Origin of the sequence: Citrobacter amalonaticus Y19, assembly GCF_000981805.1 — a bacterium.
GTDB lineage: Bacteria > Pseudomonadota > Gammaproteobacteria > Enterobacterales > Enterobacteriaceae > Citrobacter_A > Citrobacter_A amalonaticus_C.
In genome coordinates, this window is the sequence record NZ_CP011132.1 from 4,862,151 (window position 1) to 4,885,761 (window position 23,611).

General features: G+C 54.6%; 34 protein-coding genes. 1 reads left to right on the forward strand and 33 read right to left on the reverse strand.

Features of this window, described 5'->3' with window-relative positions:
- Positions 1 to 8: 8 nt before the first annotated feature.
- From F384_RS22480 to F384_RS22630, 32 genes are all read right to left on the reverse strand, one after another.
- The gene (locus F384_RS22480; protein ID WP_046493943.1) at positions 9 to 401 is read right to left on the reverse strand and encodes a hypothetical protein; all 393 of its coding nucleotides are present in this window, start codon (positions 399 to 401) and stop codon (positions 9 to 11) included.
- Positions 402 to 412: 11 nt separating this feature from the next.
- A complete protein-coding gene (locus F384_RS22485; RefSeq protein WP_046493944.1) occupies positions 413 to 1,510 on the reverse strand; it encodes a phage protease in 1,098 nt (365 codons plus the stop codon).
- Between the two features lie 222 nt (positions 1,511 to 1,732).
- Complete coding sequence (locus F384_RS22490) at positions 1,733 to 2,275, reverse strand: phage virion morphogenesis protein (protein WP_046493945.1); 543 nt, start codon at positions 2,273 to 2,275, stop codon at positions 1,733 to 1,735.
- Positions 2,272 to 3,531 carry a phage minor head protein gene (locus tag F384_RS22495; RefSeq protein ID WP_046493946.1) on the reverse strand — a complete coding sequence of 420 codons (1,260 nt, stop codon included), beginning with the start codon at positions 3,529 to 3,531 and terminating at the stop codon, positions 2,272 to 2,274. Before F384_RS22495 ends, F384_RS22490 begins: the two co-directional genes overlap by 4 nt.
- Entirely contained in the window at positions 3,518 to 5,095 is a 1,578-nt protein-coding gene (locus F384_RS22500; RefSeq protein ID WP_046493947.1) for a DUF935 domain-containing protein, read from the reverse strand. Before F384_RS22500 ends, F384_RS22495 begins: the two co-directional genes overlap by 14 nt.
- 3 nt (positions 5,096 to 5,098) lie before the next feature.
- Positions 5,099 to 6,754: a phage terminase large subunit gene (gene terL / locus F384_RS22505; protein ID WP_046493948.1), complete on the reverse strand. Its 1,656-nt coding sequence runs from the start codon at positions 6,752 to 6,754 to the stop codon at positions 5,099 to 5,101.
- A gap of 4 nt (positions 6,755 to 6,758) precedes the next feature.
- A complete protein-coding gene (locus tag F384_RS22510) occupies positions 6,759 to 7,118 on the reverse strand; it encodes a hypothetical protein (protein ID WP_046493949.1) in 360 nt (119 codons plus the stop codon).
- Positions 7,115 to 7,348 carry a hypothetical protein gene (locus tag F384_RS22515; protein WP_046493950.1) on the reverse strand — a complete coding sequence of 78 codons (234 nt, stop codon included), beginning with the start codon at positions 7,346 to 7,348 and terminating at the stop codon, positions 7,115 to 7,117. Before F384_RS22515 ends, F384_RS22510 begins: the two co-directional genes overlap by 4 nt.
- Positions 7,341 to 7,841 carry a DUF1804 family protein gene (locus F384_RS22520; RefSeq protein ID WP_046493951.1) on the reverse strand — a complete coding sequence of 167 codons (501 nt, stop codon included), beginning with the start codon at positions 7,839 to 7,841 and terminating at the stop codon, positions 7,341 to 7,343. The genes F384_RS22515 and F384_RS22520 overlap by 8 nt, the downstream gene beginning before the upstream one ends.
- Before the next feature lies 1 nt (position 7,842).
- Positions 7,843 to 8,127 (reverse strand): hypothetical protein, encoded by a 285-nt coding sequence (locus F384_RS22525; RefSeq protein ID WP_046493952.1) that lies wholly within the window; start codon positions 8,125 to 8,127, stop codon positions 7,843 to 7,845.
- Positions 8,124 to 8,366 carry a hypothetical protein gene (locus F384_RS22530; RefSeq protein WP_046493953.1) on the reverse strand — a complete coding sequence of 81 codons (243 nt, stop codon included), beginning with the start codon at positions 8,364 to 8,366 and terminating at the stop codon, positions 8,124 to 8,126. Before F384_RS22530 ends, F384_RS22525 begins: the two co-directional genes overlap by 4 nt.
- 8 nt (positions 8,367 to 8,374) lie before the next feature.
- Positions 8,375 to 9,007, reverse strand: a complete 633-nt coding sequence (locus tag F384_RS22535; RefSeq protein ID WP_046493954.1) for a hypothetical protein — start codon at positions 9,005 to 9,007, stop codon at positions 8,375 to 8,377.
- Positions 8,979 to 9,230 carry a DUF2644 domain-containing protein gene (locus tag F384_RS30140; RefSeq protein WP_080950011.1) on the reverse strand — a complete coding sequence of 84 codons (252 nt, stop codon included), beginning with the start codon at positions 9,228 to 9,230 and terminating at the stop codon, positions 8,979 to 8,981. Before F384_RS30140 ends, F384_RS22535 begins: the two co-directional genes overlap by 29 nt.
- A complete protein-coding gene (locus F384_RS22540; RefSeq protein ID WP_046493955.1) occupies positions 9,227 to 9,871 on the reverse strand; it encodes a glycoside hydrolase family 19 protein in 645 nt (214 codons plus the stop codon). The genes F384_RS30140 and F384_RS22540 overlap by 4 nt, the downstream gene beginning before the upstream one ends.
- 78 nt (positions 9,872 to 9,949) lie before the next feature.
- Positions 9,950 to 10,450, reverse strand: coding sequence for a hypothetical protein (locus tag F384_RS22545; RefSeq protein ID WP_046493956.1), 501 nt, complete (start codon positions 10,448 to 10,450; stop codon positions 9,950 to 9,952).
- Between the two features lie 12 nt (positions 10,451 to 10,462).
- Positions 10,463 to 10,897 carry a Mor transcription activator family protein gene (locus F384_RS22550; protein WP_046493957.1) on the reverse strand — a complete coding sequence of 145 codons (435 nt, stop codon included), beginning with the start codon at positions 10,895 to 10,897 and terminating at the stop codon, positions 10,463 to 10,465.
- Positions 10,842 to 11,318 (reverse strand): gp16 family protein, encoded by a 477-nt coding sequence (locus tag F384_RS22555; RefSeq protein WP_046493958.1) that lies wholly within the window; start codon positions 11,316 to 11,318, stop codon positions 10,842 to 10,844. Before F384_RS22555 ends, F384_RS22550 begins: the two co-directional genes overlap by 56 nt.
- Before the next feature lie 234 nt (positions 11,319 to 11,552).
- Entirely contained in the window at positions 11,553 to 11,771 is a 219-nt protein-coding gene (locus F384_RS30035; RefSeq protein WP_052746975.1) for a hypothetical protein, read from the reverse strand.
- On the reverse strand, positions 11,768 to 11,983 hold the full coding sequence (locus F384_RS22565; RefSeq protein ID WP_046493959.1) for a hypothetical protein: 216 nt from the start codon (positions 11,981 to 11,983) through the stop codon (positions 11,768 to 11,770). Before F384_RS22565 ends, F384_RS30035 begins: the two co-directional genes overlap by 4 nt.
- The gene (locus F384_RS22570; protein ID WP_046493960.1) at positions 11,976 to 12,341 is read right to left on the reverse strand and encodes a DUF4406 domain-containing protein; all 366 of its coding nucleotides are present in this window, start codon (positions 12,339 to 12,341) and stop codon (positions 11,976 to 11,978) included. The genes F384_RS22565 and F384_RS22570 overlap by 8 nt, the downstream gene beginning before the upstream one ends.
- Positions 12,338 to 12,841 (reverse strand): hypothetical protein, encoded by a 504-nt coding sequence (locus tag F384_RS22575; protein WP_052746976.1) that lies wholly within the window; start codon positions 12,839 to 12,841, stop codon positions 12,338 to 12,340. Before F384_RS22575 ends, F384_RS22570 begins: the two co-directional genes overlap by 4 nt.
- Positions 12,838 to 13,560 (reverse strand): DUF2786 domain-containing protein, encoded by a 723-nt coding sequence (locus F384_RS22580; protein WP_046493961.1) that lies wholly within the window; start codon positions 13,558 to 13,560, stop codon positions 12,838 to 12,840. Before F384_RS22580 ends, F384_RS22575 begins: the two co-directional genes overlap by 4 nt.
- 4 nt (positions 13,561 to 13,564) lie before the next feature.
- The gene (locus tag F384_RS28130; RefSeq protein WP_155404029.1) at positions 13,565 to 14,014 is read right to left on the reverse strand and encodes a hypothetical protein; all 450 of its coding nucleotides are present in this window, start codon (positions 14,012 to 14,014) and stop codon (positions 13,565 to 13,567) included.
- Positions 14,015 to 14,091: 77 nt separating this feature from the next.
- Complete coding sequence (locus F384_RS22590; protein WP_046493962.1) at positions 14,092 to 14,283, reverse strand: hypothetical protein; 192 nt, start codon at positions 14,281 to 14,283, stop codon at positions 14,092 to 14,094.
- Entirely contained in the window at positions 14,264 to 14,506 is a 243-nt protein-coding gene (locus F384_RS22595) for an ANR family transcriptional regulator (RefSeq protein WP_046493963.1), read from the reverse strand. Before F384_RS22595 ends, F384_RS22590 begins: the two co-directional genes overlap by 20 nt.
- A 1-nt stretch (position 14,507) precedes the next feature.
- Positions 14,508 to 15,152 carry a DUF3164 family protein gene (locus F384_RS22600; protein ID WP_046493964.1) on the reverse strand — a complete coding sequence of 215 codons (645 nt, stop codon included), beginning with the start codon at positions 15,150 to 15,152 and terminating at the stop codon, positions 14,508 to 14,510.
- Positions 15,142 to 15,339 (reverse strand): hypothetical protein, encoded by a 198-nt coding sequence (locus F384_RS22605; protein ID WP_046493965.1) that lies wholly within the window; start codon positions 15,337 to 15,339, stop codon positions 15,142 to 15,144. Before F384_RS22605 ends, F384_RS22600 begins: the two co-directional genes overlap by 11 nt.
- Before the next feature lies 1 nt (position 15,340).
- Positions 15,341 to 15,562: a hypothetical protein gene (locus tag F384_RS22610; protein WP_052746978.1), complete on the reverse strand. Its 222-nt coding sequence runs from the start codon at positions 15,560 to 15,562 to the stop codon at positions 15,341 to 15,343.
- Between the two features lie 10 nt (positions 15,563 to 15,572).
- A complete protein-coding gene (locus tag F384_RS22615; protein WP_046493966.1) occupies positions 15,573 to 15,863 on the reverse strand; it encodes a hypothetical protein in 291 nt (96 codons plus the stop codon).
- A 10-nt stretch (positions 15,864 to 15,873) separates the two neighbouring features.
- Positions 15,874 to 16,767 carry an AAA family ATPase gene (locus F384_RS22620; protein WP_046493967.1) on the reverse strand — a complete coding sequence of 298 codons (894 nt, stop codon included), beginning with the start codon at positions 16,765 to 16,767 and terminating at the stop codon, positions 15,874 to 15,876.
- A gap of 7 nt (positions 16,768 to 16,774) precedes the next feature.
- The gene (locus F384_RS22625) at positions 16,775 to 18,829 is read right to left on the reverse strand and encodes a Mu transposase C-terminal domain-containing protein (RefSeq protein WP_046493968.1); all 2,055 of its coding nucleotides are present in this window, start codon (positions 18,827 to 18,829) and stop codon (positions 16,775 to 16,777) included.
- Positions 18,830 to 18,851: 22 nt separating this feature from the next.
- Positions 18,852 to 19,121 (reverse strand): helix-turn-helix domain-containing protein, encoded by a 270-nt coding sequence (locus tag F384_RS22630; RefSeq protein WP_046493969.1) that lies wholly within the window; start codon positions 19,119 to 19,121, stop codon positions 18,852 to 18,854.
- 125 nt (positions 19,122 to 19,246) lie between these two features.
- Between F384_RS22630 and F384_RS22635 the strand changes: the two genes are divergently transcribed.
- The gene (locus F384_RS22635; protein WP_226991613.1) at positions 19,247 to 20,032 is read left to right on the forward strand and encodes a helix-turn-helix transcriptional regulator; all 786 of its coding nucleotides are present in this window, start codon (positions 19,247 to 19,249) and stop codon (positions 20,030 to 20,032) included.
- Between the two features lie 361 nt (positions 20,033 to 20,393).
- Here F384_RS22635 and F384_RS22640 read toward each other — a convergent pair whose 3' ends face one another.
- Positions 20,394 to 23,111, reverse strand: coding sequence for a cation-transporting P-type ATPase (locus F384_RS22640; protein WP_413541461.1), 2,718 nt, complete (start codon positions 23,109 to 23,111; stop codon positions 20,394 to 20,396).
- Between the last annotated feature and the right edge of the window lie 500 nt (positions 23,112 to 23,611).

The following is a 23,611-nucleotide window of genomic DNA, read 5'->3' on the forward strand; positions in this document are numbered from 1 at the left end:
CTTCTCCTTTAAATCAGAACCCAGACGCCATCACCTTCAAGACCCAGCACCTTGCCAGCCACAGGGCGGGCATTGGTATCGCTGGTTTTCGCCACGGTCTGGCTGTCCACCACATAGCAATCCCTGCCAACCTGCGCCTGCGTCACCGCGTCAGCAGTGCTGTTTGCAAGAAACCAGGCTTTACCACGGCGTACCAGCACACTGGCATCGCCTGCCAGACCGGCGCTGTTATCCACCCATCCATCGCAGATACCCAGCGTCACGTTGGCGGCTGTCGCACTCCCCGGCACGGCAAAACCGGCAGCGTTGGCTGACACAATGTGCCCGCCGAAATGTTCAGTCGCCGCAGCGACCGGGACGGCAAACAGCTGGCCGTCGCGATAAGGTGTTTGACGATCCATTACGGGCTCCTTTATTTGGTGTATTTCGCCACTTCGTCCGGGTCATTACCGAACATCGAGCAAATGGCCGGGTCGATAGCGTCATCGTCTGTCTCGTTCTGACGTGGTGGCAGTCCTGCCGGGGGCAGGCCCAGCGTCTGACTGGTGGTCAGGGCGGCAATCTTCGGCGCTTTCTCAATAAACGCTTTCAGGCTGGCCGGGTTGGAGCTGGCCAGGGATTCCGCCCATGCCTGCTGCGCCGGTAACAAACGGCCATCACTGAGCGCAACGGTAATCAGCGCATTCGCTTCCTGCGTGGCCAGTGCCGCCGTGTTCGGGGCGCTGGCGCGTTCCGCTGCCTGCTGAACGGCTGCGTTCATGGTTTCCACTGACACGAACTTCGCCGGGTCTGGGGTGGCAACCTGTGCCGTGAGGGTGGCAATGGTCTGTGTGTTCTGGTTCAGAATATCCAGCAGACTGACGGAGGCAGCGGCTGTACCTTTCCCTTCGGAGAGCTGGTCAATGAGCTTGTTCAGCTCGGCAATAATGTCCTCCTGGGTGGCAGTAATCGGAAGATTCAGCATCCAGCGCAGACGTTCGAGAAGTTCATCCATTTCGGTATTACCCTCAGTGGTCAGATGGGTGCTCATCAGGGAGGCGGCGGCGAGTAACACTTCCTCCATCCCGTCAAGAGCCGGAGTATTGGTCAGGGCGGCATTAAGGATCTCCAGCACCTGACCGGTTTTGTCATAGGAAAAAACGGGGGAAATAAAACGATACTCTCCGGCCTCCACCATCGCGGCAGCGGTGGCTGTCCATTCCACGTCGACGGCAAAGAGACCTTCGCCATCACGCCACTCCAGCTTTTTGAAAAATGCGGAAGCCGGTGCAGGCTGACCATTTTTGGCCGCGCGAAGCGTCTGGTGCTCGTAGTCCAGAACATACGGGGTGTCACGCGCGTCAGCTGCAGCAATCAGACGCTCAGCTATCTCCCGCGTCATGAGCCACGTCGCGCATTCGGTCGGTCTACCGTCACGGGCACGGAACTCTCCAGCCGGAAACAGCTGGATGACGCCTGGCGTGGCGGTATTGATTTCCTGGGTGAGTGAAGCAATGAGTGTCTTTTTCATGGTGCCGACGATACGGCACCCGTGAGGTGTGGATCAGATGAAGGGGTTCAGTGGATTTGCCACCTGGCCGGATGATAATGAAGGGAATTAATGAGAGTAGCGGCGCATCAGACGCCAGGGCTTTTTAAACCGCTTTTAAAAACGCGTAAACACGGTTGAGGCGAATCACTCTACCACAATCGTATTGAACGCGTCAGGGAGGCTTACAGCGCGAATCTGCCCTCAGTCAAAAATCAGTTTAAGATACTGCTCAGCGGTATTCTCCATGCGCTCCACATCGTCCTCGGTCAGATGCAGAAACGGACGGGCGGGCATCTTAATTTTATATGCCCCGATGGTGTTCCACTGCTCGAAGTTAGCCCGTGATTTTTTTGCAAAGCGATTGTTCAGCGAACCATCTTTGTTCTGTCGGTAATACGCTTTCTGGCTGCGGGCGGCAATACTGATTTCGCCACCCTCCTGGTGGATAGGGGCATATTTAACATTGGTGCCGACCGTTGCCTCATCATTGGTGCTGTACTGCGTGATGCTGGCGGCCAGCCGCCCCGACTTCTGCAGAATTTTACCGCCATGCCGCTTGCGGGCATAGGCAGGGCTCCATCCCATCCACGCAGGCCGCCCCTGCTGCGCAAAGTTTTCCTCGACCGCATCACCCATGGCGGCGGCCATCTCGCGCATCAGCGGTTCGCGGTGCTCCAGCTTTTTAATCAGATCGCCGAGCGACCGCTCAAAGTCACCGATATCGTACTGAATGGCATAACTCATGGCATCTGCTCCAGCAGCTGCGTCGCGCGGTCTGACAAAATATCGTCCGCTTTGACCGTGGCACCACCATTAACCAGCGACAACCGCCACCCATCAACGGCAGGAATTCCCCGTACCGCACGGGTGGCATTCTGCCCGGCCAGCAGCCACACCAGTGACTCATCATCCAGCCAGACACCGGCAGGCTGACGCAACAGTGACGGAAGCTCTGACCACATCGGCCCCGGAGACTGCCGCACATCCTCTTCATGAATACTGAGCGTCACAGGATGACTGACGCCATGCTCTTCAAGGCGGTTCAGTAATGCAGGCGGAACGCCGCCGACGCGTTTCAGGTCGCCACGGGAATTCTCCCGCACGCTGACCGCATCCACCCAGCGGCGAACGTCATCGCTGACGGCATCAAGAACCGCCGGTTCAGACAATGTTTCCTGAATAGCCTGTGCGGCAATACGTGGCGTGGTCGTGGCGGATTTGTCCATCAGACGCTGACCGAGGGAGGACAACCAGCCCTGGCCGGGGTTGTGGCCGAAGCCCGCATCGGGCGTGTAAAGCTCACCGTTAAAGCGAAGCGCCTGCACTTCGCGGGTATCGTTCGGCCCCCATGCCTGCTGTACGGTGACAATATCCTGCGACCAGGATTTCACCTCTATACCCAGCCTGTCGGCATCGGCCTGTGTCCGGGCACGTATGCGGCAGCGGCAGTGATAACCATCCGGCGGATACATAAACTGCCAGACCGGATCATCATAGCGGGCAGTAAAACCATTGAGCGCGGCGTGACGTGGACGTGTGCGCATGTCCATCACGGCCACGCGCTCCCAGATGGGGCGGAATTCCGCATTCGCCATCTGTTCGGCGTACCGGCCTGCACCGTAAGCAGCCTGCATGTTGGTTTCGAAGATGGTACGCAGGCGGCGGGGTGTCAGTTGTTTACCCTCCAGCACGCCATCCTCATCCGCCACCAGTTTAGCGCGGTCGGCCAGCCACCCCTTACGGGCCAGCACCGGCGTAAGCTGGCGTTCAAAATCCCGCAGTGTGCCGCCGTTGCTGATGTGGTCTCGCATCGCCTGATGCACATCTTCCAGCACATCCTGTTTGAGCACGCCTGCCACCGTGAACGCCGTTGCATGAGCGCGCGCTTCCACATCGTGCCAGTTAAAGCCGGTGGTGTAGCCCTTTGACTCGAAATAGGCAATCGCCTCTTCCGGCTTAAGACCGATGGCATAGCCCAGATCAACATCAGCTGTCGGCATTGAGTCGTCCCCATACCTCGCTGACAAACAGCGCCTGGCTAATCAGTTGCTGCAGGTGCGCGTCATCAAGCTGCGGGTAGCTGGCGGCGATAATATCCAGCGCCTCATCCGGGGTCTGTCCCTGCTGCAGCGCAGCCACCAGAGGCGCAATCAGCTTCTCCATCGCCTGGCTGATAGCGGCTCCGGGACTGCTGGCATTATCCAGTGCATCCTGTGCCGGGTCAGTGATTTCACCCGTGGTGCTGAGTGCCGTGAAATGCCGGAATACCGGCGCATGACTCAGCGCCACAGGTGCCATCGGGGAAGATGGTGCTGTCGGGGTCAGTACTTCCTCGTTATCTTTCGGCTCCGGAATGCCCACTTTCTTGCGTACCCAGGACACAGGAATGCTGTTCATCCCGGCCTGAACCAGGGTGGAGACACCGGTTGCAAAGGTCTCAATGCTCTCCAGTTCACGGGTATCGAACACCAGACGAGGCTGGCGGCGCGTGCTGACGTCATAGCCATTGATGGCGAGCAACATCCGGATCACGCCCCGGTAAAAGCCTTCAATCTGTTTCGCATCGGCGGTCAGCAGGTCATGGCGCACCTCGTTATGTACGTTACCCAGCGCGTTGGTTGATGTTTTACCATCCGCCTGCGTGGTCAGCGTCCCCCCCAGAATGACTTTGGATACCGTGCGTTCCGCCCAGTTAATCATCGCCATAAACGGATCAGACTGTCCCTTCGCGGCTTCCTTGAATTCAATTCTGGTGCCTTCCGGAATAATGCCCGAAGCGTTATGGCCGATACTGACCAGCGCCTGCATCAGCCTGTCCTGCTCATCCTGTGAGGCACCCGACATATACGTACCGATTCGGGGAGGGAGACCGTAAATCTCCAGAAACTCCGCCATATCGCGGACACTGTAGTTTTTAAAGAGATACGGCCAGACCAGTACGCGATAGAGACCGGACTGCGCGATGTATCCCGATTTGGCGTTGTGGGTATGTACCAGCCAGCCGAACGGCCACAGTTCTTCCCCGTCCACGGAACCGGTGTTAAGGCGGATTTCATCCCCCGCTGCGGGTGTGGTACGGAACCAGCGATGCGGGCGCAGTTTGATTCTGGTGGGCAGCCAGACGTTGCCGTCACGTTCCCACTTCTCAATCTCCTGCGCTGCAAAACCATGTCCGATGGCCTCGGCAGCGTTCAGGGTAACGTCTTCCATCTCCGGCAGGTCAGCGAACCAGCTGCCCACCATGGCGGTCAGCTCTTTTTCTTCAGCAGTGGCGTTCGGTGGTGGCTCAATACTCCAGTCCAGCGTCAGCAGCGCGTTTTTTCGCTTGGCCATCTCGGAGAAAATGTGGCCGTCACGCTCTACCATATCTTCAAAAAGGTCAGCCTGTGCCGACAGGTCGCCCTGTTCGGCGGCTTCCAGAAGACGCGGCAGGCGTGCCAGCGTCATTCCGCGTGAGGGATGTGTCGGCCAGTCCCTTTGCAGTTCGAAGGTACGGGATGACTGAGGGGCTTTGAGCACCTCTTTATTTAGCGGGCGACCAAACTGATCGACTATCTGAACCATTCTTTACCATCCTCCGGATGAGCCGAACCTGTCACCGCGATGACCGTGGCGCGGGACAGCTTTAAAATCAAAATGACCAGCCCCTGATACGGCCAGCGCCCACAACATATGCAGGGCATCAGGCCCGTCATCATGGTCAGCTTTGGGAAAGTGCCGGAGCTGGTCAATAAGGGTGGTCTGCGAGGCATGCAGACGAATAAGGCCATTCGCCATATGCGGTTGCAGGGATTCGATGCGCAGAATTTTGTCCGTACCGGGTATGACGGCACGGGCCGGAACCGGAATACCAAGCGCGGCGGAGCGCTTCACCAGTTCGGTGCGCAGGAACTCCTGGAACTGAACGGACTCCACCGCCCAGACCAGGCACCCGTATTCACGCTGCAACTCGATAACGTCAGAGATAATTTTATCCGGCACCCGCTTGCGGATACGGGCTTCCACCACATCGAGAATACCGGTGAAGCGGTTGAAGCCTCCGACCAGCAGGGCGGAAGGATCGCGACGGTTGTTACCGAGCTTACCCAGACTAGGGTCACACGCACCATAAAAACGCCACTCGGCCAGACGATTCACCCAGAAGGTGATGCACCCGTTAAACGGCGCATCTTCACCGCTGACCGGGTCATTCTGGTATTCCGCATCAAAGGTGCTGTGGCCGTCACGGGCACGAATGAGCATCAGCGCATACAACGGGCGGGCGGCCCATGACACCACCGCACCTTCGTCCATTTCAGCCTGATGCTCGCGATAGTACGCCAGCGCCAGCATCTCACCGTCTTCGTCGTTGTTGCGTAATATCTCTTCCCACTTATCCCATAGCTCCATGTTATGCGGCCAGCTGATAAGCGCTTTGAAACGGGCCCGCTTCCAAAGCGGGTTTTTCAGCGTGCGGGACAGCACGGAATCGTAGTGGAGGATCGTGCCGATATAGACCACATCGAATTTTGCACCGGCACCACCCAGCGGCAGCACGGTTTTTTTCAGCCAGTTATCCAGCTTGTCGCGCTGCTCAGGATTACGTACCAGCTCATCGTTCTCGATATCATCCAGCACGGCTAGGTCAGGGCGGTACGGGCCATGGCGCAGGCCACGCAGTTTTTTACCGCTGCCCGCCACCTGCACCTTGATATCGTTGCGGGTCAGAATGGTGCCCGCCTGCCACACACGACCGCCGCCGGTCGCCTCCGGAAAGTCCATCAGCAGGCGCGGGTTAAACTGCAGCTCCGCTTTGATAGCCTCCAGCATGGGATAGGCTTGGTCAATGGAGTCCATAATGATGACCGGGTAATGCTTGAGAGACAGCACAATGCACCAGATAACAAAGAGCTGGCTCACGATAGTGGATTTGGCTTCGCCACGCGGAGCGGCAATGGCATCGTTCTGGCCGCCAGTCGCCTGAACAATCTCCGGCAGGCGCTTATAAAGGTATTTATGCAGCTCGCTGCGGGCAGCGTGGCGGACATAGTGCGGAAAATAATGCTGCACAAAGTATTCAAACCCCGCCACCGGATCTGCAACGAGGGCACGGCGCTCAGCAATCGCAGTGGCAGACGGATCAAACCCCACGTCCTCCGCTTCAATGGTGCGACGCAGACTGGCGGAAAGCTCCGCCAGTTCGGCGAGGAAATCTTTGCTGGATAATTTGCTGGTTCTGGCCACAGGGTTACTCCTGAACTGCCTGTTCTGTAATCTTTTTTTCCTGCTTTGCCGAAAACTCCGCTTTGAGTACCGTTGTCAGACCATAGATTGCCGCGAGAACCCACCAGCCTGACCAGGCCGCAAACACCACCATCGCGATATCAGTCAGCAGATCGTAAGCGCGGCGAAATAAGGTGCGATGGACATAATCCTGAGCGGCCTTTTCCACGGCAGACGGAATAAGAAAGCCGATGAGGTTCACCACACCAAAAAACCAGAGTGCGAAGCAGGCAATGTTAATCAGTCGCTCTTCACCGAGGTACACACCGAAGAACAGTGAGAGAAGAACAATCGCATCGAGCAGAAGACTAATCAGGAATTTCATTGGGCGTTTTCTCCCTGTGTGTTAATGCCGCTTAAAGCGTCGTTAACAGCCTGTTCAAACCTGTCTTTTGCGCGCCACCGGTTGTTACGCATGGAAAATTCGAGATTTTCGACCCGGCCATCAACAAGATGGACTCTTACTTCATCGCGAAACTCAGGGGCTTCCACACATGCTACCTGGCTTGCCATCACGCTTACGCGTGAGTTAACGCGGATCAATCTGTCAGCCATAATTTTTCTCCATCTCTTTACCAAAGGGTTCAAGGATTTCAACGAACGCCCCAAGGTGCTTCGGATAATGCTCAGCCACAAAGGCACTCAGCTTCTGAATCACATCCAGCGCCACGGCCAGTTGACTGACTTCCGGCAGAATTTTCTTGTTCGCGGCCACCGCCTTGTTAAAGGCATCCGCCAGGCTTGCCAGCAGCTCCACGCGTTTATCGGCAGGTAACTGTGAGTCGGTGGTCAGCAGTTCCAGCGTTGCCTGATACTGCGTCATCAGACCCGTCAGGATAGCCCGGCCAATATCTTCAAGGCCGTTGCCCGCCATGAGGTGAGCGGCCCGCAGTTTGTCCCAGTCATCGCCTGCGTCCTGGGCTTCCTTTTTCCAGCGCCGCGCGGTGGCAAAAGCCACGCCAGCCTGTGCGGAAGCAATCTCCAGCGACATCTGGCCGAAGATGTAAGATCGTCGCAGCCTTTCCCGTGTTTCCTGCGGATGCGCCATATCAGAGCTCCAGTTTTGCGCGAATAAGCAGGATCGCGACGGCAATCAACCCACCGGCAAGCCCGCCTGTCATTGCTCCGGCAGTGGCTCCACGCCGGGCCGCATCGTCACTGATGGTGGTCAGACGCACGTCGATGCGACTGAGCTTGTCATTAATACCGCTGAGAATGTCCGGATTCACCGGAGCCTGCAGCCTGTCGAGCTGTGCTGAGATGTGGTTCAGTGTGTCCTGCTCGCCCTGGCTAATGGTGATGCGACGGCTGCGGCGCTTTTGTCTGGCTTTCATTTGTCCTGTTTCCTGTCCAGTTTGTTATCGATGCGCTCAATAGCCGCGCGAAGTTCCCTCATCTGATCCATAAGGGCGGTGTAATTACTCCGGGCATCCTCACGCCGCTGGTATTCATCCCGGATACGATCAACCGCCTTTTCAAGGTCGGCGATATCCTTCTGAAGACGACGTATCCAGATGGTGCCGAACGTCGCAGCCAGCGCCAGCGCTATCTGAAATGCCATATCAAGCGTCATGATGGTCTTCACTCCCTGTAATACTCATTAATCGCCTGGAGCCTGTCCTCAAGAAGCTGGCACCACTGGCCGTACTCCGTTGAAAACGTGATTATTCCGCCAGCGGAGAGTCCGCCACCGGTGCGGCCGGTCGTTCCGGGATAAGCAGCAGCGCTGCCGGAGGTTTCGGACAGGTGCTGACCAGCGGTGATGCCACCGGTTGCGGGGTAGCCGAGGGCTTCCCGGAAGAGCTGCAGGCCATCAGGGCCAATGCCGGTATAACCAGGGCCATCATTTTTAAGTGCATCACTCAGTCTCCTGTTCAGATCGCGGACGGTCTTATCGTGGGCCTTTTGTTTTTCATCCAGTTGCAGGGTCAGCGTATCCGCTTTCTTGTGCCACGCATTTTCAGCGGCCCGCGCCGAGCTGAGGTCTGCGGCGTACTGATTTGCTGCACTCAGACGCTCCTGATCCCACTGGCGCTGTTTTTCGTTGAACCCATCGGTAAGAGTTTGCTTTTCCTGGCTGAAGGCCAGCGCCTGAGTGGCGAGCTCGCTGTGGGTAATGAAGGTGCCGAACCAGACACCGCCGCCCGCCAGCACCAGGACTACCAGCAGGGATTTCCAGTTATCCTTAAGGATTGTCAGTGCCGTTTCCCACATGGGGCACCTCCCTGGCTCGTTTGATGGACATATGCTTTGACGCCTGGCTCTGGGCAACCCATGCACCGAGATAGGTGAGATAAAGCTCACCAGGCACATCCGGACGGGTGACTGTGAGCCAGATCAGAACGAAGGAACTCACCAGAAAAGCGCCGATGACAATAGTGTCGGACGTTGAAAGCCGCCCCGACGAGGGATTAGTAATAAGATCGCGAACTCTCATAATGCCGCCCTGGCCACTTCCAGCCGCGCAAGCCTGTCGGCCTGACCTTCAGCGGGGGGATTGATGCGGCGGGTGACAGCCAGAAAATCGCCTTTGTCGGCCAGCTCGTTGCAGCCGTTCGTCTGCCAGTACCACGCCGCACTCCGGGCAGCATTGACATAATCCAGCAGCAAATCGGGGGTCGCGATGAGATCAAGCCCCAGCGCTTTGCCACAACGGAAATAGTTGTCGCGGAATGTCACCTGAATCAGCCCACGACCACGATAACGCCAGCCGTCGCCGGAGGCTTCATCGCCGTTACCACCGCGCCCGGCATAAGCACGGTTCGCCAGCTTCTCCGGGTTACGGGTGTAAGCACGCGCGAAAGCAACCTCAGCCGGTTCGATGACGCCGTTTTTGTTGGTGTCAAAACCACTGCGGAAGATTCGCGCCACGCGCTCTGCATCGGTGTAGTAGAGGTTTTCGCTCAGGCGGCTGAAACAAGTGCTCTCATGCCCGGTCTGGGCGATAAAGGCAGCGAGCCGCGCCGGTGTATTAATCTGGAATTCAGCAGCGGCATTACTAAACGGCTCAAACCAGCGCTGCGCCATAACTGGTGACAGACCAGCGGCCAGCTGAAATTGGGGGAGTGTTAAAAGCATAACGCCATCCGGGTAATAAGGGATGGCGTCAGTATTTCATCGGGTTAGGAGAGGAATCAGGTGAAGGGGTTCAGTGGCTTATTTTGTTACATCTATTATTTCTAGCTCACCAGGTTCAGACTCATCCTCTTTTTTTACCATGTACTCGCCTTTTGACTTGGCAGCCTCAATCATAGGGAGATACTTATATACTATTTTCCATACCTCTTCATCCTGCTTAAAGTCGAGGTTTCGGCAAGAAAATCGTTCATTCATAGGATCTGATGAATCAGTCTTGTCTGGATTTGCAATTAATAAAATTTTCCTCCAGGCACATGATTTAGTCTCATTTTTCGCAATAAAATTATATCCGCCCGATTTAGCGCTACCAGTCTGATACCCAAAAGCTAAATTCCTTTGAACCTGATAACCATCCTTAATTGCTGCGTTTATAAATTCATCTTCACTATGGAAACGATCGGATGCATTAACCCCTTTTAAGACCTGTTTAATTGATTCACCATCATCTTTCTGGGGGCTATTGTTCGCTATCGCGCTAAAACTGAATAAAATAATCCCAGAAATAATAATATTCTTCATATGTATGTATTCCTAAAAGAGAGAATCCTGTACCGAAGTGCTGTTATTCTTTTGCGCCGCCAGTAACTGCCACCCAAAGCGATCACTGAAACCATACTTGGGACACAGCAAAGTCATGGCCATCAGGGATGACGTACCCTGATCGCGAACGTCGGAGAACTCAGTCAGAAAGCGACGGTTGCGTAGTTCACGAAGGGCGCGATCACAGCGCGGGAGATAAAGGACTTCACCGCCGAAGTTTTTGATAAGCAACTGTGTTTTCTCATCGCCGATGGTATCGCGTAATAACGCTGCGCGGTTTGCGCCCATCGCACGCAGGCCTTTGCCAATGGGAAACGTGGTGCCACCAAACGCAGACAATAACTGCTCGGTGGCGGGGAACCCTATCAGGTCAGCTATCTGTACCACTGCTGGCGGCAGCAGCTCCGTCACCTGTTCCAGATTCATTATTACTCTCCCGTTTTTTGCGGCGGCTGGCATCAATAATCAGGGCCTGCATTAATTTGGTTAACTGCTCAGTGGTTAACCATTCAATGCGTTTGACCTGAAACATATGATCGCACATTTTCTCGGCATAATTCCACGGACGATTTGCATCTGCAAGCAACGCATGAATTTTAGCGAGAATGGTTTCACGGGATTTTGCCACTTTCGGTCGGCGACCGTGTTTTGCTGACTGACGGGGAAAACCCTGCTCATGCATATATTCGCGCACGGCCTGCAGCTCGTCGAGCGTGCATTTTGTTGAAGATGTTTTACCGCCACATAAACGCGCCAGAACACTGCGGTATGTAACATCATCCCATCCCAGATGAGCCTGACCTGCTTTGATGGCTCCGATAAGACCTTTTTTTGCCGGAGTGGACATATTGCCTCCTGTTGGTTGCCATTATCGCAGGCACTTTGCAAAGTACCTGCTGTAATGACTCACTCGGTGGGCTCCAGCCTGCTGACTGAAACACCACCAATTTTCCCTTCAACCCTGACGACCAGCCGCCCGTTTCGCATATGCCATGCCGCTGAGCGGGTCGTTACTGACTCCCGTTCCGGCATCCCCGGTGTTGGGTGGTAGACGAAACGGGAACCGACAGGGAAACGCTCGTTAAACCTCTTCGCGGATAGATTCCTCAGTAGCTTGTTCATCGTTTTCCTCCAGTCCGGCATCAGTGATGATGAGACTCACAGGCCACAGGAGGATCACCATAAAGTACCGGCAACCTCTCAGTGGCTTCGAGCAAAAGTGCGAGAGAATATCCGCCCAGCACCAGCCGAGGTGCAGCCATAAAAGCAGCAGTAACACAACAACGGCAGCGCTCATCATTTGATTCCCCGCAGTTTCTTGAACGACTCAATAGCTTTTTTCATATCGGCCTGCTCACCTTTGTCCCGAACGGTACGGTTGCTGGCGTCGTAGTATTTAAAGCGGAGCTTAAGAGGCACAGACATAAGCTCCACCACCTGGCTGTTATCTCGGAAGAACCACACGCGGCGGGTGCCGTTATCGTGGAGCTGACAACCCGACACGCTATGCATGGTTCACCTCCACAACAGGGTTGCGCTTGCGCAGAACGGCAATCGACACGCTTTCCCAGTCCTGATACAGAAACAACAGGCCAAGCTCATCGGCGCGATCAAACTCTCTGGTAGCACCAACGCTGTTTTCCCAGCCATTCAGCAGGAATACGGCGTCCGCCTGCGCCAGCATGGCCAGCGTGATTTGCAGATACTGGTCATGCCGAAGACCATCAGGAAGAATGGCCGGATTGAGCACTGTGAAGCCACGATCTTCCAGAATTCTGGCCTCGGCATTGAACTCTTCACGGTTAAAGTTGTGATACCCGGTCATCGGCCCGGCGATGAAAACAACGGGTTTACGTTGTTGTTCGCTCATGCTGCCCCTCCCTTCACCTGCACGGACTGGCGGTCGATGCGCTCAATCTCTGCCGCGATAAGCGCACCAGCTTTCACCAGGTCGCGGCGCGGGGTTGTTGGCTTCCACCACGATGGTGACCATGGCCACTCCCCTGGCTCAACCTCAGACTGATAAACGCCGGGGTTTGAGGGGAAAACCCATCCACGGGCATTTACATGCATTGCGTAACAGGCTGCAGCACCTGCAATCTCTCCACTTGTATGATGGTCATCATGTTCCGGCGTCCAGCCCTCTACCGATTGCTGGCGCTGGCGTTCAGCGATGATGTCGTTGATCGCCGATGACGCAGTTAATTGCCGTACCATAGCTGACTGCACATCCAGCTCGGTAGCCAGGCGACTGACCAATTTTGCTATCTCAATAATTGGCGTGTCATTGCCCATCGCGGCGGCAAACTCATGACCGGCGCGAACCAGCTCTTTGATAGCTGACTTGTCCTGCTGAGGTGAGTTTTTCATTTGGTTCCTCCGATGAGATCGATATTAGCTTTTGAACCATTCACCGCGTGGTGCAGCTGTGCGTTGCGACCGGCCTTGTACCCCTGATATGCCGCATCGTCCGTGCCTCTGGCCTTTCCGGGCTTGCGGGCTTCAAGTGTTTTCATTCCCGAACTGAATTTTCTTTCGCGCCAGGCCTCCATCAGCGTGGTTTCCGCCTCGGTCACTATAAAATCACTGACAACGGCATAGGCTCCGTTGACCCAGGCAGAGCAGAACGTGTCAGCGCGGGCAACCTTCGTCGCGGGCTTGATGTTTTTACGGAGTGTGGCGATGTATTCACGGCGGGCCTTCACCAGTTGTTTGCCGAGTACCTCAAAGGAATAGGCAGCAACCTGCGGGCGTTCATCCGGGCCGTAATAGGTGATGGTGCGTTTTGCTGGTTCGCCCCAGTTGTAACGTCCGTGGGAAGTGTAGAAGCGGACACCAAAGACCCGCGCAATCATTTCTGCCAGAAATGCCATGTATTCCGGCATTTTTTCGGCATGGGTCGGGACTTTCTGCGTTGAGGCTTCACTGATATCAGTGAATTCAGCATCAGACTCAGACAGCCTGTGCGTCTCCATCAGGCGCTGCGCACGACTCATGGCCAGCGCCGCTTCTTCCGGGCTGGAATTATTGCGGGCCATTGCCAGGAGCTTTTTAATACGCTGGAGGTGTTTCTCTTTATTGTTTTCCATGTCATTAGCCCTCAGCCTTTTCCGTTACCGGAAGTTTGCCAAGTAAACTCAGTGCCAGAATAATTCCCATCCGGACACCTCTATGTTCCTTCGTTCCTGCCTTGATGGTTACTTCCGGGGAAATAACCAGATCGGTGTCTTTGTGTTTAATAACCAGGTTCAGTTCTTCGACCTTTTCCTCGTGCCATGCCATGAGTACCTGTAATACATCTGTATCATCATCGTGGCTCGCCACTGCCACGGGAATAAGGTGTGTAATATCCACGCCGCCGCTGATACCGTTGACCATCACCACCGTTGCGCCGTGGCCCAGTTCCCATGCTTCAGAGCGTGTCATGGTGAAATGGGCGGCATCCGGTTTACCTTTGACTGAGTGATAAGTAAAAGAAGAACCCAAGGGAAAGGCTGCATTAAATTGAGCTGCGCTCATTTGTTTCAGATATTCAGACATCATTATTCTCCTGAATTTGGCGTAAGCCAGCCCCTGCGGGTTTACGCCATTTTTAAAAGGATTTTAAATTACGGTTATTTTCAGTTAACGGGTTTCAGCGATTTAATATTCGCGAAATAGGGCTCCAGATTAATTTCAACAACCGTTACTGACTTCATATCACGTGCAACATCCACCGTTCTCACCAGGCGGCCACCGCGAAGAAACGGTGACGGCTGGTAGATAAAGGTGCTGCCAACAGGGTTTAACCCGTTAAACTGTTTCGCTTTCATCCGGAACACCCCAGCCGCGATGCACGGCGTTAGAACAGAATTCAATGCGTGAACCCGCCCACTGGCGATTAACAGCATTGTGGGCAAATACCAGCGCTTTACTCCATACCTCCGCCGCTTTCTGAAAATCGCCGCGTTGCTCGGCGAGAACCGCACCCGATGCATACGACATAAACGGGGAACACGGTTTACCGATATCGCTGGCGCGAACAATGGTCACCATCTCACACCCCCACGCCAGCGATATCGAGGGGGATAGTGCGGTACTGATCGCTTTCACCCACACGCTCGTAAACACGAATGTAGGCGCGACTGCCCACTACCTGCACGGCTTCGCCGATGGCTTCCATCGCCTTAATCCAGCGCTCATCCTTGATATCCAGACGGCGGAGCGCCAGCACCGCGCCAGTATTCACTTCACCTTCTTTCTCTGTCTGGAAGGCGCGGGAGATGATGGCCCGGATTTCATCACGGGCACCTTCAGTCCAGTCGGCCAGACACTCATCAATCAGTGCTTTTGCCGCCTGCAGGCGTTCATCAAAAGCAATGCGATCCTGCATGGCCCGTTGCACCTTATAGCGGCCATCATAGCTGTACAGCGTGACATTGCCTTTTTTGCCGCCAAGGCTGACGCCATACTGACTGGCAGAGATATCTACGAACGCGCCAATATCGGAAAAACCGCTGAGTTTGAATTCGGTCAGGGCCGAGTTCAGAGCAAGTGCTTTTTCAACGATGCCACGTACCAGATCGTCACGCATCTGGTCGGTATCCCTGATGATGCTGACCGGGGTCAGAACGCCCTTGGCGTCAATCCAGTAACCCTCTGGCGCGGTTTTGTCAGTGAACTGTTTGTTTTCAGTGGACATTCTTTTTCTCCTTGCTGGTTTTGTTTAATGCATTACGGATTTTTTCATTCACATGCCCTGCGAGACCGTAGCCAACAGCTGCTGCGACTGCCTGCAGGCGATCACTGTCATTACTGTCCGGCTCAACACGGCACTGCACATCAAGCCCTTTTCCTAAATCGGTGAGGGTGATAATTACTTTGGCCATCTCACTGCTCCTGCGGCATCGCCTCTGTGGTGACGCTGTTGTGGGTGACGTATTTAACAAACATGGCATCGCAGAACGGACAGGTAGTGGTGCTGTCCCATACATCGCCCTGCGGTGCAGCCGGTGTTTCAATCCCTTCCTGACAATGCGGGCACGAAAACATCAGCACTTTCCCGCCACGCTCTTTCACCCTGGCGATAAACGCCTGATATTGCTGTTTCACGGCTTACCTCCTAATGAATGGACTCAGACCAGACGACACGGCATCCGCTTTCGTCCTGATACATGCCCTGGCGAAACCGTCCGTGACGGTCGTTGCCGGTGATATCGAAACGCGCCAGCCCCTTTTTCTTCACCTGCTCACACCAGGCATGGCGGGCAATGCGAATGACTGGCTGCGCATTGCGAAGGGAGACGCTTTTTACCTGAACGCCCTGCGAAGAAAGAAAAAGAATCAACGCCTCTGCCCGCATCAGTGCAGAGATGACGCCCGCATTGGTGATGTTGTCTGAAAGCCTGACCATGGTTGAATCCTCAGTTAATCAGCATTTCTGCAAATTTACGGACAGCACCTGCACTGACCGCCTGACCACTGATTTCGCTGTGACGGCTGACACCGCGAACCAGCTTGAAAAGACGGCGGGCGTTGCCGTGGCTCGCCTTAAACAGCGCCGCGCTTACATCTGTTCCGGCAGCATCAGGCAACATGCTGACGGCGATATCACAGATATCTTCCTGCGGCAGTGAATCGCCGATATTGAGTGCCAGGCCGACGCGGCTATACAACTGCTGGTATTCACCACGCTTCCCCTTGAGGTTAATGATGAGGCGCGGCATACCTGCCAGAATCAGACCGATACCGGACTTATCATGGATACGGCGCAGGGTTTCCAGCGCCCGGTATGGCAGATTCTCCGCCTCATCGACCATCAGCAGACGACCAGATTCACGCAGTGCGGAGATGCAGGATTCGCTGAGTTCGTGCATATTCCCGCGCTTACTCAGCCCCAGCAGGCTGCAGAGTTCCTCCAGCACCACACGGGCGGTGTAGCCGGGGTCGGCCTCAATCAGCAGTGCGTCGCGATGCTGCGCGGCGTACTCGCGCAGGATCATGGTTTTGCCTAACCCTGCGGCACCGTAAATGACGTTCAGGTCACCATCCAGATGCGCCAGGCGGATCACTTCAATCCCTTTGCGCGAGGTCACGGTGGAGATAAAGCGGGACGTGATACGGCGGGATTTTTCTTTATCCGCCTCACGGGCAATGAAGCTGCGGGCCAGCTCATCAATACTGCGTACATCACCTGCATATTTCCCCTGCAGGTACTGGTTAATGACTGCCGGACTTTTGCCCATTGCGCGGGCTACCTGTGTCTGGCTGTAGCCCTTACGCCCCATCAGGTCATTCAGTTCTGCTTGTATGCTCATTTGTCTCTCACTTACCGGTATTGCCGGTTTTTCTCAGGTATTCATCACGGTCTGTTTCGAGGAAGAAATAATGTTCTTCTTCTGTGATGCGGCTGTATTCCGCAGGGATAAAACTGGTCAGGTCATCAAACCGCTGCCCCGGCAGGACAGAGCGGCCCTCGGCCTCAATCTCCTGACGTTTGTCCTCAACGCGGTTAAGGCGGCGCTGGCGACGTTTTTCAACGGCCACGTCCATCGCGCTGACCGGAATGGCGGCGCGTTTGTTGCCGTTCCAGATGGCCGTGCAGACATAAGAGCCATCCATCCGCCGGACAATGACCGACTGAGGATCGTGAATATCAAAGGCCACGCGAACCTCTTCGCTGTCGACCTGAATCAGCTCTTCGGAGAAATAGTCGTTGTTGAACAGGCGCAGCCAGCCACGCTGGGCGGTGCGTACCATCTCCGGCATGAAGGCTTCGCGCAGCTCAACATCGGTCAGATACTCGATCTCGTCTCCCTCAGCTTCCAGAACGGCGCGGCGGTAAGCCGCAGGTGTCATGTGCCGCCCGTTGCGCTTTGGCAACTCACGGTGTTCATGGCCGTTGTTGTAGGCGTCGACTTCTTCGGCGATGGCGTCAAGCAGCTGCTGCCATGACGGCAGTTTGCCGAGCGCTGCACGCTGTACCGGCGTCAGTTCGCGACCGTTCTCCTGCGCCTTAACAGCAGACTGGATGGCGCGGGACGTGATGCGGGCATGTTCACGGTCAGCACTGTCACCGCTGAAGGTGTCGAACTGCATGGCCACGCGGCGGGGAACACCTTTGTTAAGCCGTTCGATGATGCCGCGCGACTGTGGACGCCCCGGAATACTGGTCGGGTGATCAATACCCAGGCGGCTGAAAATACCCGTCACATCAGCATCAAGCGTTTTGTTGGTTTCACCGCCGCCGTTATCGGAATACACAAACAACGGTTTGCCAAAATGGCGCATGGCGTAGCGGTAAGCATCGGCCACCGCGATGACACTTTCGGACAGCGCCAGACTCCAGCCCGTAATGAAGCGGGTGCGGCCATCAATAATGAGTGTCAGTTCCGGTGTGAACGGGCGACCATGGTCAGGGTGCGCGACCTTCATTTCCAGTGACTTACCATCCGCAATCCAGCAGCCATTAACCGGCATCTGTGACCAGTCACGTTTCTGGAAGCATTCATAAGCCAGTGCAGCAGAGCCGCTGACACGACCACGTGCTTTTTCGCGGCGCGGTAATTTCTCCATAGCTCGACGAACGGTGTCATAAGAAGGACATGCAGCAGCCATTGCAGGCTGGTCTGCATAGACAATGCTCCATTCAGCTTTAAAGCTGCGGTACGCTTCGCGCAGGTTCGGGCCTTTGCGGTTACGCCAGTGCGCCAGAAAATCCGGGAGCCACTTAATCTGCTCTGGTTTCTTCGCTTTGAGGTGGCCGGGAGCCAGCATGGCCATCCGTTCAACACCAGGTTTTGTGGTTTCAAAAATGGTCAGCCATTCCTGCAGTGCTCTGGTTCCAACACCAGCACGGTTTGAACCCTTGCGGGCGTTGGCCATTTCCGCCGCTTTCAGCAGGTGTGCGGGCAGAGTGCCCTTGCGGGACTCCATTGATACGTAACTGACTGCATCAGTACGGGACATGCCCGCGTCACGCAGCTTTTCGATCTCCATGGCCAGCGTGGCGCGGGCATCGGCGATCTCTTTTTGCTTTGCTGTCAGCGAGCCCACTTCACGCTCAAGCAATGCTGGGCACTGGCGAATCAGTTCCAGTTCGTCGCGCTGTCTGACAGTGGATGTTTTGCGCGGACGGACTGGGTTTGAATCGAGTTTGTTTCCCAGAATGCTTTGATACATCTGCTCGCGTATTGCCTGCTGAGCTTCGTGGGGAAGGTTGTCAATGGGATAGATGAGACCGCCACCGACGCCTTTCCTCTTTTGAGACGCCCACCCCTCTTTTTTAGCTCGTTCACGTATGTTCCGAGATGTGCCAGGCAACCCTGGCAAACTCATCTGAGCAAGTTCCTCAGCGCTAAAGTGAGTTTTTATACTCATAAGAAAATTCCCTTACTCGAAATTACTTATGTACATGAACAAAAGAGTCGTTAAAATCATTCTGGTAACGACTAGGCCAGATGATTTGTGGCGCGACACCAATCGCTTGCGCGATGATTAGCTGTCCTTTCGGCCATTTTCTGTCCAGAGCGTTATTAAGGGCAGTTGGGGTTTTATAACCGTGATGCTTTGAAAGCCCACGGAGTGACCAGCCACGTTTGTGCAAAGCCGCGACAATATCAGCTCGATGCCAGTCGTGATCCTGATGTGTTTGCGGATTTTTTTGCGTCATCTTTTTTGCTCATTTAGTGAAATCATGAACAAAGACTAAGCGCAAATAAGATGAAAATCAACTCGGACGAGCTGATTAATTTACTCATCCGAGTTGGTCATCCAACTTAAACGAGAGTATTTATTGTGAAAAAAGAAGAAAATCAGAAAGTTAAATCAAACTTGGATGCGATAGGAAATGAGTTATCAACGCATCCAAGTAAGGGGAATCAACTCGGATGCGATGGTTTTCATGAGCGATTGCGAGAGCTGTTGGCAAAATTCAAGAGCACTAACGCGTTTGCGGTTGCTGCAGGTGTGTCTCCATCAGGCATTAACCGCTTGCTGGATGGTGGCTTCCCCACGTTGCCAATCCTTTTAGCATTAGCGAAAGCAGGTAATGTCAGTGTGGAATGGTTATCGACTGGGCAGGAGGTTCAAAGCAATAAACAAGAACTAGTGACACCTCCTAGTAACATGGCAGTAGATGTTAAAGGTAACGATGTGGATTTGAGCGAGTTTGTTTTTGTCCCTCGCTATAATGTCTCTGCCGCTGCAGGGTACGGTGCATGGAACGATGAAGAGACACCAATGTTTACAGTCAGTTTCCGCCGATATTGGGTCATCAATCACTTGAAGGCAGATCCATCAATGCTTTCTGTTATCGGGGTGTATGGAGATTCTATGGAAGGTGTCCTAAATGATAAGGATATTATCCTTGTTAATCATGGAGACAGAGACCCACGAGAGGGGATTTACGTTCTGCGTATCGATGGGCAGCTTATTGTTAAGCGGGTTCAACGCATCCCAGGATCGATGCTACGTGTGAGCAGCACTAATCCAGCGTATGAGCCCTTTACAATCAATCTCGACAATGTTCCTACTGATTTTGACATTGTAGGAAAAGTCGTCTGGTATGGAAGGGTGATTTAAAACTGTCTTAAAAAGCAGTTAATAACGATCAGCCTGATGTCAAAGCAGTGCAGAATTATCCGCGTTTTTTAACATAAACTCTCATTTTTCGGCGAGCCGTGCAAAATCATCATTGCGCCTCGCACCCCGCGCAGTTCAAGGCCTCAGCTTGTTTTCCGTCACTCGCTCCCTCTATGCAGAAACGATCACTCCCCCACATTATCGGCTCGCGCAAGCCGGAGATTGCCACCCATCTTCTGGGTTCGGCAGCCGTCAATATTTTACGCTACGCAAAGGTGCCGTGGTCGTTCGTTAATCCGTCATCGTATAACCAAAAGGCCTCCACATAGCGGGAGGCCTTTTTGTTAGCGGATTCCGCCGGTTACTTGCGGCGGAACTTACGGGTGAGCGGTTTCTCAATTTCAACAATGAAGAACAGGACGATGCCGATGGCAAAGGTGATGCCCCAGTAACGCAGCGGCAGTGCTTCGGTACCAAACAGCATCTGCAGGAACGGCACGTAGATAATCGCCAACTGCAGCAGCAACAGAATACCGCTGACCAGCCAGATGCCTTTATTCATCAGCAGACCGCGACCCAGTGAGAAGCCGTCGGAGACGCGGCAGTTAAGCATGTATACCCACTGCGCCGTCACCAGCGTCTGCAACAGAACCGTACGGATGAATTCCGGGCTGTGGCCGCGCGGCTGCAGCCAGGCTTCCAGCATAAAGGCACAGGCGGCAATCAGCGTACCGACAAAACCGACGCGCCAGATAGCAAAGCCATCCATCACGTTCTCGTTACTTTGACGCGGTGGGCGGCGCATGATGTTGCGCTCACCGGCCTCAAACGCCAGACCGAATGACAGCGTGGCGGAGGTCGCCATGTTCATCCACAGGATCAGCACCGGGGTCAGGGGGATCAGATTGCCCGCCAGCAGCGCGACGATGATAAGCAAACCCTGCGCCAGGTTAGTGGGCATGATAAACAGAATGGTTTTCTTCAGGTTATCGTAGACGCGACGCCCCTCCTGTACCGCGCTGGCGATGGTCGCGAAGTTATCGTCCGTCAGCACCATGTCGGCGGCTTCTTTCGTCACTTCGGTGCCTTTAATGCCCATCGCGATCCCCACGTCGGCCTGCTTCAGCGCCGGGGCATCGTTCACGCCATCGCCGGTCATGCCGACGATCTCGCCTTTATCTTGCAGGGCTTTTACCAGACGCAGTTTATGTTCCGGACTGGTACGGGCAAAGATATCGTAAGTGACGGCGGCTTCAGCGAGTTCAGCATCATCCATCTGCTCGAGCTCATAGCCCGTCACGGCGTGGTGGCTGTTATGGATGCCCAACATGCCACCGATGCTCATGGCGGTTTGTGGGTGATCGCCGGTGATCATTTTGACGCGGATCCCGGCCTGCTGACAGGCGCCGATCGCCGCAATGGCTTCCGGGCGCGGCGGATCCATCATTCCGGCGATACCGAGGAAAATAAGTCCCTCGCTCAGACAGTCATGGGTCAGCGCATTGGCATCGGCACGCGTGGGTTTCCAGGCGGCGGCCACCATCCGCAGGCCTTCTTTGGCATAGCGGGCAATTTCGGCCTCCCAGTACGGCTGGGTAAACGCTTCCGTACCGTTCGCGGTTTGCTGCAACCGGCAGAGTGTAAACAGCACATCCGGTGCCCCGGTCACCAGCACGCGCTCGTCGTTGCCGATGCGATAGTGCGTCGCCATATATTTGTACTGGGAATCGAACGGGATTTTACTGCGCAGTTCGCTCTCGACGGCGGGCAGCATGGCCTTGGCGGCCAGCACTTTCAGCGCCCCTTCAGTGGGGCCACCGGTGATCCCCCAGTGACCCTGATCGTCGCGAATTAGCTGGCTGTCGTTACACAGGTCAATGGTACGCAGATAATTTTCAAGCAGACTGCCTGGCGCAATCTCTGCCAGCGCGTCGTTCTCCTCGACGTGGATCTCACCCGTTGGCTCGTAGCTGTTGCCCTGCACGCGGTAATTTTTATCCGCCGTGATGATGGCTTTGACCGTCATCTCATTCATGGTCAGGGTGCCGGTCTTATCGGAACAGATAACCGACATGGCTCCCAGCGTTTCAACGGTAGGCAGCTTGCGGATGATTGCGTGTTTGCGGGCCATGGTCTGTACGCCCAGCGACAGGATGATCGAGATAATCGCCGGTAAACCTTCCGGTACGGCCGCAACAGCAAGGCTGATTAACGAAAGCAGCAGTTCGCCCATCGGCATATCGCGCAGCAGCAGGCTGAAGATAAACAGCCCGACCATCATGGTGAGAATGAGGGAGAAAATCGCTTTGCCGAGTTTATCCATCTGCACCAGTAGCGGCGTGCGGTGCTTCTCGATCCCGGTCATCATCTGGTTGATATGACCCAGTTCCGTCGCTTCCCCGGAGGCGATCACCACGCCAAGCCCGGCACCGGCGCTAATGGTGGTACCAGAGAACAGCAGGTTTTTGCGATCGCCCAGCGGCAGTTCGCCTGTCAGCGCGTCTGCCGTTTTATCCACAACGGTAGATTCACCGGTCAGGATGGCCTCTTCAACCCGCAGGTTATGGGCCTCCATGACGCGAAGATCGGCGGGGATGCGGTCGCCCGCGCGCAGTACTACGATATCGCCAACAACCAGATCGGTGGTCGCGACCGTCTCATGTTGCCCGTTTCGCACCACCACGGCAGAAGCGGAGAGCATATTGCGGATACTTTTCAGTGACTTTTCCGCGTTGTTTTCCTGAATGTGACCGATCAGGGCGTTGATCACTGCGACGCCGAGGATGACGGCTGTATCCACCCAGTGCCCCATCACGGCGGTGAGCGCCGCTGCAGCGATCAGGACGTAGATCAGGACATCGTGAAAATGGGCCAGAAAGCGTAACCAGGCGGGTTTACCGGCTTTTTCAGGCAGTGCGTTAAGGCCATCCCTGGCGAGGCGTGTGCTGGCTTCATCATGAGTTAATCCGGAAGGTTGGCTCTGTTGATTTTTCAGAACCTCCTCAACGGTCAGCTGGTACGGCTTTTTTCCAGCGCATGGCGCAGAATGGAGACGATTGCTGTTCGGCATTCTGGTCAAAGTAAAATTCCTCGAAGTATTAAATTTTAATATTTTGAAACACACGCATACTATTTTAATAATGTCTGTAGATGTTTGACATTAATCAATGGTCTTTCTGTAATTATTATTTTATCTTTGAGTGAAGATGATGTTTTCCCATTCAACTCATGGGGTTAAATGGAAGTGTAAATTTAAGAAAGGAGGTTTTATGTTTGGAATTTATAATGCCAAGAAATTGATTTTATTGATTATTTTTGCAATTGTCGTGGCGGCAATTAGCGGTATTTCAACCTATGCCTTTGTAAAATATCTGGGGTAAGAATAATAAAAACAGTCTTCCTTACATAACTTTTAAATCCTGAATAATAATGACAATAGGAAAGTTAAAATAACAGAGGAATATATTTTAAGCCGCAGTATGATAAATAAATAGATCGCGCCAGATAAACGCATCACAGATGCGGACTTGTTGAAATCGGAGTGGGAGGCGCTTGTTCCGCAAGAGACAGGGGCGGGAT